The sequence below is a fragment of the Rhodococcus sp. NPDC060086 genome (assembly GCF_042730275.1).
In the GTDB taxonomy this organism is placed as follows: Bacteria; Actinomycetota; Actinomycetes; order Mycobacteriales; family Mycobacteriaceae; genus Rhodococcus.
Genome location: NZ_JBHWWZ010000037.1, coordinates 1 through 16,825, shown reverse-complemented (window position 1 = coordinate 16,825; position 16,825 = coordinate 1). Strand labels below are relative to the sequence as shown.

At 67.3% G+C, this 16,825-nt stretch carries 15 protein-coding genes; 12 read left to right on the top strand and 3 right to left on the bottom strand.

Features of this window, described 5'->3' with window-relative positions:
• Positions 1–99: 99 nt before the first annotated feature.
• Complete coding sequence (locus ACFWB0_RS18645) at positions 100–354, top strand: helix-turn-helix domain-containing protein (RefSeq protein ID WP_378491947.1); 255 nt, start codon at positions 100–102, stop codon at positions 352–354.
• 32 nt (positions 355–386) lie between these two features.
• Here the strand turns inward: ACFWB0_RS18645 and ACFWB0_RS18640 are convergent, their stop codons facing one another.
• Both ACFWB0_RS18640 and acnA read right to left on the bottom strand, forming a co-directional pair.
• The gene (locus ACFWB0_RS18640) at positions 387–953 is read right to left on the bottom strand and encodes a TetR/AcrR family transcriptional regulator (protein WP_378491946.1); all 567 of its coding nucleotides are present in this window, start codon (positions 951–953) and stop codon (positions 387–389) included.
• A gap of 131 nt (positions 954–1,084) precedes the next feature.
• Positions 1,085–3,886, bottom strand: a complete 2,802-nt coding sequence (gene acnA, locus ACFWB0_RS18635) for an aconitate hydratase AcnA (RefSeq protein WP_378491945.1) — start codon at positions 3,884–3,886, stop codon at positions 1,085–1,087.
• A gap of 336 nt (positions 3,887–4,222) precedes the next feature.
• On the opposite strand from acnA, the gene ACFWB0_RS18630 reads away from it, so the two are divergent.
• From ACFWB0_RS18630 to ACFWB0_RS18595, 8 genes are all read left to right on the top strand, one after another.
• Positions 4,223–4,870 (top strand): DUF6676 family protein, encoded by a 648-nt coding sequence (locus ACFWB0_RS18630; protein WP_378491944.1) that lies wholly within the window; start codon positions 4,223–4,225, stop codon positions 4,868–4,870.
• Positions 4,871–5,370: 500 nt separating this feature from the next.
• Positions 5,371–6,972, top strand: a complete 1,602-nt coding sequence (locus ACFWB0_RS18625) for an NlpC/P60 family protein (RefSeq protein WP_378491943.1) — start codon at positions 5,371–5,373, stop codon at positions 6,970–6,972.
• Between the two features lie 112 nt (positions 6,973–7,084).
• The gene (locus ACFWB0_RS18620; protein ID WP_378491942.1) at positions 7,085–8,362 is read left to right on the top strand and encodes an AAA family ATPase; all 1,278 of its coding nucleotides are present in this window, start codon (positions 7,085–7,087) and stop codon (positions 8,360–8,362) included.
• Entirely contained in the window at positions 8,359–9,309 is a 951-nt protein-coding gene (locus ACFWB0_RS18615) for a DUF58 domain-containing protein (RefSeq protein WP_378491941.1), read from the top strand. The genes ACFWB0_RS18620 and ACFWB0_RS18615 overlap by 4 nt, the downstream gene beginning before the upstream one ends.
• A complete protein-coding gene (locus tag ACFWB0_RS18610) occupies positions 9,306–10,286 on the top strand; it encodes a VWA domain-containing protein (RefSeq protein WP_378491940.1) in 981 nt (326 codons plus the stop codon). The genes ACFWB0_RS18615 and ACFWB0_RS18610 overlap by 4 nt, the downstream gene beginning before the upstream one ends.
• Positions 10,287–10,350: 64 nt before the next feature.
• Complete coding sequence (gene fabG1, locus ACFWB0_RS18605; RefSeq protein ID WP_378491939.1) at positions 10,351–11,097, top strand: 3-oxoacyl-ACP reductase FabG1; 747 nt, start codon at positions 10,351–10,353, stop codon at positions 11,095–11,097.
• Positions 11,098–11,149: 52 nt separating this feature from the next.
• Positions 11,150–11,956 carry an NADH-dependent enoyl-ACP reductase InhA gene (inhA, locus tag ACFWB0_RS18600; RefSeq protein WP_378491938.1) on the top strand — a complete coding sequence of 269 codons (807 nt, stop codon included), beginning with the start codon at positions 11,150–11,152 and terminating at the stop codon, positions 11,954–11,956.
• A 17-nt stretch (positions 11,957–11,973) separates the two neighbouring features.
• On the top strand, positions 11,974–13,047 hold the full coding sequence (locus ACFWB0_RS18595) for a ferrochelatase (protein WP_378491937.1): 1,074 nt from the start codon (positions 11,974–11,976) through the stop codon (positions 13,045–13,047).
• A gap of 105 nt (positions 13,048–13,152) precedes the next feature.
• Here ACFWB0_RS18595 and ACFWB0_RS18590 read toward each other — a convergent pair whose 3' ends face one another.
• Positions 13,153–13,980, bottom strand: coding sequence for a hypothetical protein (locus ACFWB0_RS18590; RefSeq protein WP_378491936.1), 828 nt, complete (start codon positions 13,978–13,980; stop codon positions 13,153–13,155).
• Positions 13,981–14,096: 116 nt separating this feature from the next.
• Here ACFWB0_RS18590 and ACFWB0_RS18585 point away from each other — a divergent pair, with 116 nt between their 5' ends.
• The 3 genes from ACFWB0_RS18585 (at position 14,097) to ACFWB0_RS18575 (ending at position 16,673) form a co-directional block, all read left to right on the top strand.
• Entirely contained in the window at positions 14,097–14,915 is an 819-nt protein-coding gene (locus ACFWB0_RS18585) for a DUF3097 domain-containing protein (RefSeq protein WP_378491976.1), read from the top strand.
• Between the two features lie 69 nt (positions 14,916–14,984).
• A complete protein-coding gene (locus ACFWB0_RS18580; protein WP_378491935.1) occupies positions 14,985–15,416 on the top strand; it encodes an NfeD family protein in 432 nt (143 codons plus the stop codon).
• Positions 15,417–16,673, top strand: coding sequence for an SPFH domain-containing protein (locus tag ACFWB0_RS18575; protein ID WP_378491934.1), 1,257 nt, complete (start codon positions 15,417–15,419; stop codon positions 16,671–16,673).
• Positions 16,674–16,825: the final 152 nt, after the last annotated feature.

Here is a 16,825-nt window from a genome sequence, read left to right as displayed (position 1 = left end):
CGCCATCGATCCGGTCGGCGTTGCGCGATCCGCTCCGGGCGCTGCCTGCGTGATCTAGCCTGGGTGCTGGGACCTTCGGCGAGGCGACGGGAGGATTCGATGGCGCGAAATCCTGACACTGGGCAGCCTTCGTACGCGAAGGGAGCCAGAGTGACCGGTGAGTCCAGAGACCGCTTACAGGCCGAGCTCAAGCGACGCTACGAAGCGGGCGCGAGTATTCGGACGCTGGCGCAGGAAACCGGGCGATCCTATGGCTTCGTGCACAACGTGCTGGTGGAGTCGCAAGTGCGCCTACGAGGTCGAGGCGGCCCGAACCGACGGCGTGCTGCGCCCGCGAGCAACGGTGCCAGCTGAGAATCGTGCGTGGCGCTCGGTACTGAGCGCGGTCAGTCGCGTCGGCGGACCGATTCTTCGACGAGGTCGAGTACTCGGCCGAGTTCGTCTTCCGCGTGGCCGGACGCGAGCCGGGAGATGAGCCCGTCGAGGACCAGATCGAGATATGCGACGAGTACTTCGGTCGGCACATCGTCGCGGAGCTTCCCGGCCTCACGCTGTCGTTCGAGACGGCCGACGGTGGCCTCGGTCAATTCGGCCGAATGCTGGGTCCAGGCCCTCGCGAACTCGGGATCGGTGCGAAGTCTGCGCGTGATTTCGAGTCGTGTGCCGAGCCAATTGAACTGCTCGGGTGTGGAAAGCATGTCGCGCATGACCTGGACGAGGCCCTCGTTGCTGGCGACGTCCGCCATGCGTTTGGCGTCTTCCTGCGCGAGTGCGAGGAACAGCCCGTCCTTGTCTTTGAAATGATGGAAAATCGCGCCGCGAGAGAGGCCGGTGGCGATCTCGAGGCGTCGTACGGTCGCTCCGTCGTAACCGAAGTCGGCGAAGCAGCGGCGTGCACCGTCGAGGATCTGGCTGCGCCGCGCGGCGAGGTGATCCTCACTGACCTTGGGCACTACCCACATCCTTCCGGAATCGGACCATGGCGGGAACTGGACGGCCGGCGGTGGCACGGCGGGCCCGAGACGAGTGGTGTCCCGAGCCCGCCGCTGTTGCACCGGAGTGACCGTGGCGGTCACGAATCCGATCAGCTACGGATCATGTTCCGCAGCACGTACTGCAGGATTCCGCCGTTGCGGTAGTAGTCGGCTTCACCGGGCGTATCGATACGGACGACCGCGTCGAACTCGACCTTCTCGCCGTTCTCCTTGGTGGCGGTGACCTTCACGGTCTTCGGAGTGACGCCGTTGTTGAGCTCGGCGATCCCCGAGATGTCGAAGACCTCGGTGCCGGTCAGGCCGAGCGATCCCGCCGACTCGCCCTTCGGGAACTGCAGCGGCACAACGCCCATACCGATCAGGTTCGAGCGGTGGATGCGCTCGAAGGACTCGGTGATGACAGCCTTGACGCCGAGCAGGCTGGTGCCCTTGGCAGCCCAGTCACGCGACGAACCCGAGCCGTACTCCTTGCCGCCCAGGACGACCAGCGGGATGCCGGCAGCCTGGTAGTTCTGCGACGCGTCGTAGATGAACGCCTGCGGCGCGCCTTCCTGCGTGAAGTCGCGGGTGTAGCCACCGGAGACGTCGTCGAGCAGCTGGTTGCGCAGCCGGATGTTCGCAAACGTACCGCGAATCATCACCTCGTGGTTACCGCGACGCGAGCCCAGGGAGTTGTAGTCCTTGCGCTCGACACCGTTGGCGTCCAGGTACTGGGCGGCCGGAGTGCCGGGCTTGATCGGGCCTGCCGGGCTGATGTGGTCGGTGGTGACCGAATCGCCGAGCAGCGCAAGGACGCGAGCACCCGAGATGTCGGTGACCGGAGCCGGATCCATCTCCATGCCGTCGAAGTACGGGGCCTTGCGGACGTAGGTCGAGTTCTGGTCCCACTCGAAGGTGTCACCTTCGGGGGTCGAGAGATTCTGCCAGCGGCTGTCGCCGGCGAAGATCGTGGCGTAGGACTTGCGGAACATGTCCTGGCTGATCGCCGTCTTGATGGTCTCTTCGATTTCCTGGGTGGACGGCCAGATGTCCTTCAGGAAAACCGGGTTGCCGTCGGTGTCGTTGCCGAGCGAGTCGGTTTCGAAGTCGAAGTCCATGGTTCCGGCAAGACCGTAGGCGATCACGAGCGGCGGGGAAGCCAGGTAGTTCATCTTGACGTCGGGGGAGATACGGCCCTCGAAGTTGCGGTTACCCGACAGCACCGCGGTGACCGACAGGTCGTTGTCGTTGATGGCCTTGGACACGGCCTCGGGGAGCGGTCCGGTGTTGCCGATGCAGGTGGTGCATCCGTAACCGCCGAGGTAGTAACCGAGCTTCTCGAGGTACGGCCACAGGCCGGCCTTCTCGTAGTAGTCGGTGACGACCTGCGAACCGGGAGCCATATTGGTCTTGACCCACGGCTTGGTGGTCAGGCCCTTCTCGACAGCATTGCGTGCGAGAAGTGCGGCACCGAGCATGACCGACGGGTTGGACGTGTTGGTGCAGGACGTGATGCCGGCAACGACGACGGCGCCGTGATCGAGTACGAACTCGCCGGCGTCGGACTTGACGACCACAGGCTTGCTCGGGCGACCTTCTGCACCGTTGGCTGCAGACAGAACGTCGACGGCTCCGTCGTCAGCGAAGGACAGTGCAGCCGGATCGGAAGCGGGGAAGGACTCTTCGACGGCCTCGTCGAGCTGGGTGTGCTCGGCTGGAAGCTGCTCCTCCACGTAGTTGTGGATGTCCTTGCGGAACGCCGTTTTGGAATCCGACAACAGGATCCGGTCCTGCGGGCGCTTCGGGCCTGCGATCGAAGGAACAACCGTTCCCAGATCGAGCTCGATGTACTCGGAGAAGACGGGCTCTTCGTCGGGGTTGTGCCACAGACCCTGTTCCTTGGCGTATGCCTCGACGAGCGCGAGCTGCTCGTCGCTGCGGCCGGTCAGGCGCAGGTATTCGATCGTTTCGCTGTCGATCGGGAAGATCGCTGCGGTGGAACCGAATTCGGGGCTCATGTTGCCCAGGGTCGCGCGGTTCGCGAGCGGAACCTCGGCGACACCCTTGCCGTAGAACTCGACGAACTTGCCGACGACGCCGTGCTTGCGCAGCATCTCGGTGGCGGTCAGCACGACGTCGGTTGCGGTGACTCCGGGCTTGATCTCGCCGGAGAGTTTGAAGCCGACGACGCGGGGGATGAGCATGGAGACCGGCTGGCCGAGCATTGCTGCTTCGGCCTCGATGCCGCCGACGCCCCAGCCGAGCACGCCGAGGCCGTTGACCATGGTGGTGTGCGAGTCGGTGCCCACGCATGTGTCGGGGTAGGCCTGTCCGTTACGGGACATGACGGTCGGTGCCAGGTACTCGATGTTGACCTGGTGGACGATGCCCATTCCCGGGGGGACGACCTTGAAGTCGTCGAATGCGCCCTGACCCCAACGCAGGAACTGGTAACGCTCGCCGTTGCGCTCGTATTCGAGATCGACGTTGCGCTCGAGCGCATCGGCCTGGCCGAAGACGTCGAGGATGACCGAGTGGTCGATGACCATGTCGGCGGGGGAGAGCGGGTTGACCTTGTTCGGGTCGCCACCGAGCGCGGTGACGGCCTCACGCATCGTCGCGAGGTCGACGATGCAGGGCACGCCGGTGAAGTCCTGCATGATCACGCGGGCGGGCGTGAACTGGATCTCGACGCTCGGCTCGGCCGACGGATCCCAGCCCGCGATCGCGCGGATGTGGTCGGCGGTGATGTTCGCGCCGTCTTCGGTGCGCAGCAGGTTCTCGGCGAGGACCTTGAGGGAATAGGGGAGTTTCTCGGTGCCGGGGACCGACGACAGGCGGAAGATCTCGTACGAGTTCTCTCCGACCTGCAGCGTCCCCTTGGCGCCGAACGAATCAATACTGGTGCTCACATCAGCTCCACTCGTCGTTACGGCTCGCCGCCGACGGGGCTGTGTCGACGGCTCAAGCGAGGCTCACGGCCATGTCCGGGGGTTGACCGGTGCCGCGGCATCTCGCCACAAGTCTAACAGTACGCTTGTCCTACATAGGCCCGGGGGAGGCTCTCGAAGCGATTGTGACGGACGGTGCCGGGTGAGGCGCGGTTGCAGGGACATGCCGGTTCATCGCGTAATGTGCGGTGGTGCCGTACGAGTGCGGCATGCCTGCGACACCGTCGGGACCCCGTCTCCCTCGGCTGCCGCGGCGAGTGCGGTTCGTCCGCTTCTGACCAGCACCACCGGAGAGAGATGTCTGCGCCACTGCTTCGTATACCCGGGCCCGCGGCCACGGACCTCCCTCCCGGAGTCACCCTCGAGACGATCCTCGCCGACCTGGCCGACGATCAGGTGTCGGTACCCGAAGGGGTGAAGGACTCGGAACTCGGTGGCCCCGAACTCGGTGGCCCTGAACTCGGTGGCCCCGAACTCGATACTTCCGAACTCGTCGAGCAGGTGCAGCGTGCACAGGATCACGGCATCGACCTCAGCGTCGTCGTGGTCGAGAGCAATCCGTACATGGACTCGCAGCTACGCGACCTCGCCACCGCGGTCGGGTCCGAGGACGGCGGCACCGTCCTGGTGCTCAGCCCCGACTGGGTCGGTACGTTCAGCGACTCGCTGGACCGCGTGACGCTCGAGGCGGCACAGGACCGCACTTACACGGGCGACCCGGTGGTGTCGACGACCAACTTCGTCGACTCGTTACTCGAACCGTCGCCGCCCTGGACACTGATGACCATCGTGTTGATTCTGGTGGTGGCGGCCGTCGGTGCACTGACGTATCTCGCCAAGCGGCGGCGTGCGGGCACCGAAGCCGCTGCAGGAGCCACGGGCACCGAACCCGACGTGGGCTCCAGGGGCACGCAGGTCACGCCCGGAGACGCCGGCTCCGTCTGATCTCGTTCGCGGACGCCGAACCTCCATTCGATCGAGACGGACTCCCCGGCTCCGGCGACAACCGGGTCACGCCTGTGGTCGGGGGAGTCGCCAGTATTCACGTGTGAGCGACCTGGTCTTTCCGGACGAATATCTGTGACTGTCGTGCGGGGGGTGGGTGCTGTGTCGTACGGTTCACGTGGCGCTCTTGGGGAAGAAGTGTCACAAGCCGAGTCGCGGGACGCTGACCGTGATCGGTACGAGACCATCAGCGATCGACCGCGCGACCGCGGGCGATCGGTGCTGCGCGCTCTTCTCCAGGCGTCGGGGTCGACCGGTGCGATCGGTCGGCACGACCGAGGGAGAGCACAGTGCGACGGTTCGGTATCCACGGGGGGATTCCGCGACGGTCTTCGTCATCGGACAGTGAGCTGATACGCAGATACGTGTCGTCGGATCCGGACAGGGACTTGTCCTCCCGGACAGGGCGGCGCGTTCCGCGATTGGTTGCGGGACTCGGATTGATCACGACCGTCGTCGTCGGGCTCGGCTCCACGGCCGGGGCGGTGCCACCGCCACCACCGAACCCGAGCGAGGCCCAACTCGACGCCGCCGATGCCGCGGTGAGTTCCGGTGTCGACCGGATCGGCTCACTGATCGTGCAGATCGCAGGCGCCGACCAGCAGTTGGCCGAGCTCGACGCGCAGGTGGCGATCAAGCGCGAAGACGTCAACCGTGCGCTCGTGGATCTGCAGTCTGCCCGCGATGCCGCCGACGCGGCCGCGCAGGAGGTCGCATCGTCGGAACTGGCGCTGCAGGATGCGGGAGCCCGAATCCTGCACGCGCAGGACGACTTCGACGAATTCGCACGCAGCAGCTACATGCAAGGCGTCAACGGCGCGTCTCTCGCAGCCTTCCTGTCGACGGACGGGCCCGACGACCTCCTCGACCGGGCCCAGGTGATGCGACTGTTGTCATCGGGCAGGACTGCGGTGCTCGAGGCACTGGAACGGGCCCGCGCCACCGAAGCCAACGGCAACTCCCGCGCGCGTGCCGCGAAACTCGACGCCGACGCCGCGGCGACCGCTGCGGAACGACGCCGCACCGAGGCGGAAGCCGCGATCTCGACGGCTCGGACCGCACTCGAGGCGCAGGCCGGCGAGAAGCGACGCATCGAGCAGGAACGCGCACAGGCCCAGGGCGCACTCGACCAGGCCCGAGGGAACGTCGTCGGGCTCGAAGGCCAACGCGCCGAATACGTGGCGTGGGACGACCGTCGTCGCGCCGAGCAGGCCGCCGCGGCCGCCGCCACGCAGGTCGCTGCGCAGGCCGCATCCGAAGCGGCAGTGCGGGTCGCTGCGGACGCTGCCGCGCGGGCGCGTGCTGCCGAACTCTCGAACGGTCAGCGACCCCATACACAGCTCGACATCCCTGCGCCGGAAGTGACCGGACCGACCGTGACTGCGCCGACCGAGACGGAAGTCGCCGAAACCGAAACACCCGAGACCGCACCGACCGATCCCGGCGATACGGGCGGTGGCGCCGACACCGACACCGACACCGACACCGGAGTCGAGGACGACGAGGACGTCCGCGAATGGACGAATCCCGATCCTACCGACGAGACCGGTCCATCGACCCCGCGCGAGTCCGGCCCCCGATCGTCCCCGCGCACGACCCAGCGTCCGACGCTGACCGGGACCGCTGCCGTCGAGACGGTCATCGACCGGGGACTGTCGCAGATCGGCGTGCCCTACGCATGGGGTGGCGGTGATGAGAACGGCCCCACCCGCGGCATTCGTGACGGTGGTGTCGCCGACACTTACGGCGACTACAACAAGACCGGCTTCGACTGTTCAGGGCTGATGATCTACGCCTTCGCCGGCATCGGTGTCTCCCTCCCGCACTACACCGGGTACCAATACACCGCCGGTACGCAGGTCCCCGTGTCGGAGATGCAACGCGGAGACATGATCTTCTACGGACCGAATGCCAGCCAGCACGTGGGCCTGTACCTCGGCGACGGCACAATGCTCGAGGCACCGCAGTCGGGTGCGCACGTGAAGATCTCGCCGGTACGCTGGGACGGCATGACACCGTATGTGGTGCGCATGGTGTCGTGACGGCGATGCGGCGCAGGTCGCGCGGGGGTGACGACACGAAATACCGGTACCTGCAATAGTGGTGCCGGCAGGTGTTTCCAGCGGAGCGACAGGCGAAAGCGGTGGATTGTTGGTGACCTCACGCGAGGGTGGGACGTCGGGGACTGCAGGGTCGAACGACAAGAGCGAATCGACCGTCCAGAAGAGTGGCGAGCGAGGCAATGCGGTGAATGCCCCGGCGGGCAGCACCCCGGCAGCGAACAACGCAGCAGTGAACACGACGAAGGCGCAGAAGCCCGTTCCGCCTCGCAACGACGGCCCGACACCCGACGGCCGGAACCGAGACGGTCAGGGCGCGCCCAATGCGGTCGATCCTGCTCAGGACATCCGGCTCCTGGAACGGGCCATCTACGAGGTCAAACGAGTCATCGTCGGCCAGGACCTGCTGGTCGAGCGGATGCTCGTCGGCGTTCTCGCAAGAGGACACGTGCTGCTCGAAGGTGTGCCCGGCGTCGCCAAGACCCTCGCGGTGGAAACCTTCGCCAAGGTCGTCGGCGGTTCGTTCTCCCGTGTGCAGTTCACCCCCGATCTCGTTCCCACCGACCTGGTCGGTACCCGGATCTACCGGCAGGGTCGTGAGGAGTTCGACACCGAACTCGGCCCGGTCGTCGCGAACTTCGTCCTCGCCGACGAGATCAACCGTGCCCCCGCGAAAGTACAGTCGGCGTTGCTCGAGGTGATGGCCGAGCGGCACGTGACCATCGGCGGCAAGACCTTCCCGATGCCCGACCCGTTCCTGGTCATGGCCACCCAGAACCCGATCGAGAACGAGGGCGTCTACCCTCTGCCCGAGGCACAGCGCGACCGTTTCCTGTTCAAGGTCCTCGTCGACTATCCGACGGTCGAGGAAGAACGGGAGATCGTCTACCGCATGGGTGTCGCCGCACCCGAACCCAAGCAGATCCTCGGCAGCGACGAACTGATCCGCCTGCAGAAGGTCGCCAGTCGCGTGTTCGTGCACCACGCACTCGTCGACTATGTGGTGCGGGTGATCTTCGCGACTCGTGCACCGGCAGAAGTCGGCCTCGACGATGTGCAGGGGTGGATCGCATACGGCGCCTCACCCCGCGCGACCCTCGGCATCATCTCCGCCGCCCGCGCACTGGCGATGGTCCGCGGACGCGATTACGTCATCCCCCAGGACATCCTCGACGTCATCCCCGATGTGCTGCGTCACCGCCTGGTGCTGTCGTACGACGCACTCGCCGACGATGTTTCAGCCGATCACATCATCACCCGGATCCTGCAGACCGTCGGTCTGCCGCAGGTCGCGCCCCTCGCGTCGCCCCCGCAGCCGGTACGTGCCGGCGCACCGTCCACCGGGCCCGAGGCGGGTGCGGCGCCCCGGTGAGTGAACGCGCCCCCGGGTCGCCGCCGACGTTCCGTGCCGGCCAACTGCGTGAACCCGAGCTGACCGCTGCACTACGCACGCTGGAACTGACGGTCCGACGTCGCCTCGACGGTGTCCTGCACGGCGATCACCTCGGTCTGATTCCCGGTCCGGGTTCCGAGCCCGGCGACGCCCGCGAATACCAGCCCGGCGACGACGTCCGACAGATGGACTGGTCGGTCACCGCCCGCACCACCCACCCGCACGTACGGCAGACCGTCGCCGACCGTGAACTCGAGACCTGGCTGGCACTCGACCTGTCGGCGAGCCTCGACTTCGGCACCGGAAGCTGCGAGAAGCGCGACCTCGCCATCGCCTCCGTCGCTGCGATCGCATATCTCACCGGCGGCGGCGGAAACCGCATCGGTGCGGTCGTGTCCAATGGTCGCGACGTCGCCCGGATGCCCGCTCGTGGCGGGCGTCTGCACGCGCAGTCGATGTTGCGCACGATCGCCACGACTCCGCATCCCCCGGACGGCACCCGCGGCGATCTGCGCGGTGTCATCGACTCGCTTCGTCGTCCACAACGACGCCGCGGACTCATCGTCGTCATCAGCGATTTTCTCGGCCCCATCGAGTGGGAGCGGCCGCTGCGGGCACTGTCCGCCCGCCACGAGGTGCTCGCCGTCGAGGTGCTCGACCCGCGTGATCTGGAATTGCCCGATCTCGGTGATGTTGTGCTGCACGACCCCGAAACCGGACGAACCCGCGAATTCACCACCACGCCACAACTGCGCGCCGACTTCGCGCAGGCCGCCTCCGACCACCGCGCGGCGGTGGAACAGGCACTGCGCCGGTGCGGCGCACCTCGGTTGAGCTTGCGCACCGACCGCGATTGGATCGGCGATGTCGTCCGCTTCGTCGCAGCCCGCAGACACAGCATCGGCGCAGGACAGGGGGGACGATGAGTTTCTCCGGTTTCGCCTCACCGTGGTGGCTGCTGTTCCTGTTCGTCGTCGCGGCGCTCGCTGTCGGATACGTGCTCGTGCAGCGACGCCGGCTCGCCCACACTCTGCGGTTCACCAATTTCGAACTGCTCGAGAAGGTCGCACCCGACAGGCCCGGTCGTGCGCGGCACATCCCCGTCGCGCTGCTGCTCGTCGGTCTCGCGCTGCTGACCGTCGCACTGGCCGGCCCCACCTCCGAACAGCGGGTTCCCCGCAACCGCGCCACCGTCGTCCTTGCAATTGACGTGTCGCTGTCGATGGAGGCCACCGACGTGGCGCCGTCGCGGCTGGCAGCTGCGCAGGAAGCCGCGAAGTCGTTCGCCGACGACCTGACCCCGGGCATCAACCTCGGGCTCGTCGCGTTCTCCGGCACGGCGTCGGTTCTCGTCTCACCCACTACCAACCGGGAAGCGACGAAGACCGCGATCGACCACCTCCAACTGAGCGAACGCACCGCGACCGGCGAGGCGATCTTCACCTCGATGCAATCGATCGAAACCCTCGCCGCGGTCCTCGGTGGCAGCGATCAGGCGCCGCCGGCCCGCATCGTGTTGCTCTCCGACGGCAAGCAGACCGTCCCCGAAAGCCCCGACGATCCGCGCGGTGGATTCACCGCGGCCCGTCAGGCCGCCGAAAAGGGCATCCCGGTCTCCACTATTTCGTTCGGTACCCAATACGGCAGTGTGACGATCGAGGACGATCAGATCCCGGTGCCCGTCGACGATCCGTCACTCGAGGAGATCGCCGAACTGTCCGGCGGAAGCTTCTTCGCCGCCTCGAGCCTCGAGGAACTCGAAGGTGCCTACGACACCCTCGAGGAGCAGATCGGTTTCGAGACCACCCGCGGCGACTCCAGCCGGCCGTGGCTGATGCTCGGTATCTTCGCCGTCGCCGGGGGACTCATCGCCGCCATGGTGCTCCGTCAGCGACTCCCGTGACCGCAGTTGTGGCCGCCGCGGTGTCTTTTCCTTACTCGATCCACCACCAGATAGGTTTGTCCGCATGACTGACGCAACCAGCGCCGCACCGTCGCGGCACGTGGCCACCCCCCGTTCGGTCCTCGTCACCGGGGGCAACCGTGGCATCGGGCTCGCCGTTGCCCGCCGCCTCCAGGCGGACGGACACAAGGTCGCCGTCACCCACCGCGGTTCCGGTGTGCCCGAGGACCTGTTCGGCGTCGTCTGCGATGTCACCGACAGTGACTCCGTCGACCGCGCATACACCGAGGTCGAGGAACACCAGGGGCCGGTCGAGGTACTGGTCGCCAACGCAGGCATCACCGACGACACCCTGCTGATGCGCATGACCGAAGACCAGTTCACGAACGTTCTCGACGCCAACCTCACCGGCGCGTTCCGGTGTGCCAAGCGCGCCAACCGCGCGATGCTGCGAGCGCGCTGGGGACGGATGATCTTCCTCGGCTCGGTTGTCGGCATGGCCGGTCAGGCAGGCCAGATCAACTACGCCTCCTCGAAGGCCGGCGTCATCGGCCTGGCACGCTCGGTGACCCGTGAGCTCGGCTCGCGGTCGATCACCGCCAACGTCGTCGCCCCCGGCTTCGTCGAGACCGACATGACCGCCGATCTGTCCGACGACATGCGCGACATGGCGAAGAAGTTCATCCCGCTGCAGCGTCTCGGTAAGCCCGAGGACATCGCCGCGGTGGTCAGCTTCCTCGCCTCGGACGATTCCGCCTACGTCTCCGGCGCGGTGATCCCCGTCGACGGCGGTATGGGCATGGGCCACTAACAGCCCGCGACACCGGACCACATCCGAAACTCACTGGAGGATCGACACACTCATGGGCGGACTGCTCGAGGGCAAGACCATTCTCGTCACCGGCATCATCACTGATGCCTCGATCGCGTTCCACACCGCGAAGGTCGCGCAGGAACAGGGTGCGAAGGTGCTCATCACCGGATTCGACCGGCTCAGGCTGATCGACCGCATCGCGCAGCGACTGCCGCAGCCGGTACCTCCCGCGATCGAACTGGACGTGCAGAACCCCGAGCACCTCGCCGGTCTCGCCGACAAGATCCGGGAGATCGCACCCGAAGGCCTCGACGGCGTCGTCCACTCGATCGGTTTCGCACCGCGCTCGTGCCTGGGCAGCCCCTTCCTCGACGCGCCCTGGAACGATGTGGCCGTCGCGCTCGAGGTGTCCGCGTACTCGTACGCGGCGCTCGCCAAGGCCGTGCTGCCGGCAACGAATGACGGTGCCTCCCTCGTCGGCATGGACTTCGACCCGGCCCGTGCTGTCCCGTTCTACAACTGGATGGGCGTCTCCAAGGCGACTCTCGAATCCGTCAACAGGTACGTCGCGAAGGAGGTCGGCCCGCGCGGTATCCGTTCGAATCTCGTCGCGGCCGGACCCATCAAGACCCTCGCCGCCAAGGCCATCGCCGGCGACGCCACCGGGCCGGGCGCCGAGATGAACAAGCTCAACGACGGTTGGTCCGCCGCGTCGCCGATCGGCTGGGACGTCGACGACCCGACTCCCGTCGCGAAGACGGTGTGCACGGTGCTGTCCGACTGGCTGCCCGGTACCACCGGGTCCATCGTCTACGTCGACGGTGGCTTCCATTCCCAGGTCGGCTTCGGCGCCTGACGGCAGGAGCATCGATCATGGTGAACACCCCCGAGCCATACGACGCGTTGATGGTGCTGTCGTTCGGCGGACCCGAAGGCCCCGACGACGTACGCCCGTTCCTCGAGAACGTCACCCGCGGTCGCGGTATCCCGCCGGAACGGCTCGACGACGTGGCCCAGCATTATCTGCACTTCGGGGGTGTCTCACCGATCAACGCGCTCAACCGCGCGATCATCGACGCCGTACGCGCCGAATTCGACACGCACGGCATCGACCTGCCGATCTACTTCGGCAACCGCAATTGGCACCCGATGATCGAGGAGACCGTCGCCACGATGCGCGACGACGGAATCCGTAACGCCCTGGTGTTCGCGACCTCCGCGTGGGGCGGGTACTCCGGATGCCGGCAGTACCACGAGGACATCGCGCGGGCGCGCACCGCCGTCGACGATGCCCCGGACCTCACGAAGCTGCGCCAGTTCTACGACCATCCGCTGTTCGTCGAGGCGGTCGCCGACGCCGTCCGCGCGGCACGGACCGAACTGCAGGACGATGCCGGTGTCGCGCGTCTGGTGTTCACTGCGCATTCGGTTCCGACCGCCGCCGACGCGACCGGTGGCCCTCCGGACGCGGGTGGGCGCCTCTACAGCCGTCAGGTCGCCGAGGCGGCGCGGTTGGTCGCAGAGGCGCTCGGTGTCGGCGACTACGACCTGGTGTGGCAGTCCCGTTCGGGCCCGCCGCGTGTGCCGTGGCTCGAACCCGACATCGTCGACCACCTCGACGCTCTCCACGGCCGGGGGGTGGGCGCGGTGATCGTCGTACCCGTCGGGTTCGTCTCCGACCACCTCGAGGTCGTCTGGGATCTCGACACCGAGGCACGCGACCGCGCCGCCGAACTAGGAATGGCGTTCGCCCGGGCGGGTACGGCCGGAACAGACCCGCGCTTCGCGTCACTGGTCCGCGAACTGGTCGGGGAGCACCTCGGAACCATGACGCCACGGCGTCTCGGGACGGAACCCCAGTTCGGCATCGGCTGCAACGGGCGGTTGTGCGCGGTGCGGTGCTGCGAACCTCCCGCGCGACCGTCGCGACCCGCCGCTGCCGGCTGACCGGGCCCGCTCGGACCTCCCCGGGGGCGAGCGAATGGATCCTTCGCTCGATCCAATGAGACGGGTGATACATTCGCTCACTCGGGGCAGTCCGGGGACGTCCCGTCAATTGCCGGTCGCGGGCCGGCGTCGATCGAGGGCGCCGAGGGTCGCTGTCACCGCCCCGAGTCGTGCGACTCGCACCGCCGCCCACAACGGACGCAACGCGTCCTCGCGGGCCGCTGCTGCCGACGCCGAACCTGCCTGGAGGCCCTCACCCGCGACCGCGACGGTCAGGATTGCCGCGACCTGATCGGCGGACTCGAGAATCCGCACGGCCCGCGGGGGCAGCGCCTCCGGGTACCGGTGCTGCGCGTACTCGGCGACTTTCTCGGCGATCGCGGCGCGCGGATCGGTCCGTCGGCCGTTCGAGTCCACGGTGTGGATTTCCGTCAAGGTCGATGCGGCGTCGCGCACCGCCTCGCGCATCGTGAACTCGGCCTCGCCGAGACCGGGAGGAGCGGGCGGCTCGGGAAGTATCGGAAGTGCGAACACCGTCCAGCGCAACACATCCGGGCCCTCTACGGTGGGTACGAGTCCGATTCCGGGTGTGCCGGGTGCCCCCACCAACACCCCCTCGCGGGCCGTGAGCGCCGCCGCTGCGAACTCGGTGCCCGCGGGCAGCCCGTGCACATCACCGGCAGCCGGGAGCACCAGGCGAATCCCGGAACCACCGGCAGGGTCGGCGCGGCGGATCGTCGTGAGCAACACGGCGGCACCGTTCACCGGGCGCGTGCCGGACAGTCCGGCAGCCGCCGCAGCATCCTCGGTGTGGGCGGCGACCAGATGCATCGGCGCCCACTCGTGCAGGGCGTCGATCACATCGTCGGCGGCCGCGTGGCCGGACAGCCACGAACCCGCCCACACGGTCACAGTCAGGCTGGGTGAACTCACCGGATGAGCATAAAGCGGGCCACCGATAAGGCCCAGCGCACGCCGCGGTACTCGGCGTGGCTGCCCCGGGCCGTCGGTGCACTGTCCTAACGTGGTCGGGCGTGAGCCCACGAGACATGTACGGTGCCGACATCTTTGCCGGCCATGGCCGTACGAAGAAGAAGCCGGTTCCGGAACTGGAAGCAGAGAAAGACCTGGTGGTCGAGGACGCAGCCTCCGGATGGTGTGGGGCGGTGGTCGGTTTCGAACGCACCTACGACGGTGATTTCGTCCGGCTCGAGGACGCGAACGGACGAACACGGCTGTTCGCGATGCGCCCGGCGGCCTTCCTCGTCGAAGGCGCCCCGGTGACCTTGACGCGTCCGACGCCGCGCGCCGCCGCGACACCGACCCGCTCGGCGTCCGGGTCGGTGCGCGTCGAGGGGCTGCGTGCACGGGTGGCGCGCGGTAGCCGCATCTGGGTGGAGGGTGTGCACGACGCGGCGCTCGTCGAGCGAGTGTGGGGACACGATCTGCGCGTCGAAGGGGTGGTCGTCGAGCAACTCGAGGGTCTCGACAATCTCGGAGCGCGGCTCGCCGAGTTCCGGCCGGGTCCCGGGCGCCGAGTCGGGGTGCTCGCCGATCACCTGGTCGCCGGGTCGAAGGAGGAAAGGCTCACCGCGAATCTGGGTCCGTACGTGATGGTGACCGGCCACCCCTTCATCGATGTCTGGGAAGCCGTCCGTCCGGCAGTGTTGGGGATCGACGCGTGGCCGAAGATTCCCCGTGGTCAGGACTGGAAGACCGGGGTGTGCCGCGAGTTGGGTTGGGGCTCACCGCAAGAAGGGTGGCGCCGCGTCTACGGTGCCGTGTCGGGTTTCCGGGATCTCGAATCGCCCCTGCTCGGCGCAGTGGAAAGGCTGGTCGATTTCGTGACCGAACCCGACGGCGCCTGACCTGCGTACGGCCGGGGCCCGGCGTCCGCGCGTCTGCGCCGGATGTCCGGATTGTGTCAGGATGGGTTTGTGACGGCATTGATTTGGCTCATCGCCGGTGTCGCGTTGGCGGCCGGCGAAGCGTTGACCGGCGACTTCGTCCTGCTGATGTTGGGCGGCGCCGCGTTGGCGACTGCCGGGGTCGCGGCCGTCACCGATCTGCCCGTGTGGTTCGACGCCTTGGTGTTCGCGATCGCCTCGCTCGTGTTGCTGCTGGGGGTGCGTCCGCCGCTGCGGCGTCGTTACGCGCAACCACCGGCGTTGACGACGGGAATCGATGCGCTACCGGGCAAGCACGCACTGGTGCTCGAACCGGTCGATGCGCATTCGGGGCGGGTCAAGATCGACGGCGACGTCTGGACAGCGCGACCATTGGACGAGACCGAATCGTACGAAGCCGGAACAACCGTGACCGTGATGGAGATCGACGGCGCAACCGCCGTCGTGTGGAGGGGTCCGTAGATGGAAGCATTGATAGTGCTCGCCGTATTGGTGGCGCTTGTGGTGATTGTGGTGGTCAGGTCGGTGGCACTGGTGCCGCAGGCAGAGGCCGCCGTGATCGAACGACTCGGCCGGTACTACCGGACGGCGTCGGGGCAGTTGACCTTCCTGGTGCCGTTCGTGGATCGGATCCGCGACAAGGTGGACCTGCGTGAACGCGTCGTTTCGTTCCCGCCGCAGCCGGTGATCACCCAGGACAACCTGACGTTGAGCATCGACACGGTGGTGTACTTCCAGGTCACCAATCCGCAGGCCGCGGTCTACGAGATCAGCAACTACATCGCCGCTGTCGAACAGTTGACCGTGACCACCCTGCGCAACGTGGTCGGTGGTATGACTCTCGAAGAGACCTTGACGTCGCGTGATTCCATCAACGGACAGCTGCGCGGAGTCCTGGACGAGGCCACCGGCCGGTGGGGGCTGCGGGTCGCCCGTGTCGAACTCAAGAGCATCGATCCGCCACCGTCGATCCAGGAGTCGATGGAGAAGCAGATGAAGGCGGACCGCGAGAAGCGCGCGGTGATCCTCACCGCGGAGGGGCATCGCGAGGCCGCGATCAAGACCGCCGAGGGCGACAAGCAGTCCAGGATCCTCTCGGCAGAGGGCGCGAAGCAGGCTTCGATCCTCGAGGCAGAAGCAGAACGGCAATCGCGGATCCTGCGGGCGCAGGGTGACCGTGCTGCCAGCTACCTCGAAGCACAGGGCGAGGCGAAGGCGATCGAGAAAGTGTTCGCCGCGATCAAGGCCGGTAAGCCGACACCGGAGTTGCTTGCCTACCAATATCTCCAGACGTTGCCGGAGATGGCACAGGGCGACGCGAACAAGGTGTGGCTGCTGCCCAGCGATTTCGGGGATGCGCTCAAGGGATTCGCGAAGAGCCTCGGTGCGCCGAGCGACGACGGTGTGTTCCGGTTCGAACCGAGCCCGGTCGAGGAAGGCCTGCAGCGCCCCGAGGACGATTCGGCGGAGGTCGAGGACTGGTTCACCACCAAGAGCGACCCGGCGGTGGCGAAGGCCGTCGCCGAAGCCGAGGCTGTGGCGCGTAAGCCGGTCGACCCCGATGTGCCCGGATCGGCTCCGCGGCACAAAGTAGGTGGGGTCGCGGGAACGCCGCCGCAGGCGTTGCCGCAGTCGCAGCCTCCGCAAGACGGATGGATGCCCACCGGTGAGCCGGAGCAGGAGGCGGATCCTCAGCAGGATCCGCCTCCCCAGCAGTAACTCTTTTCCGTTGGTACCTGTCGCGGGGCCCCCAAACCAGGTGGGGGGCGCGCCGCGGGCGGGTGGGGGGGCCCGCCCAGGGGGGGGGGGGGTGGTTTGGGGGGCCCCCACCCGGGGGGGGCGGGGGGGTGATAACCCGGGCGGTGAAAACC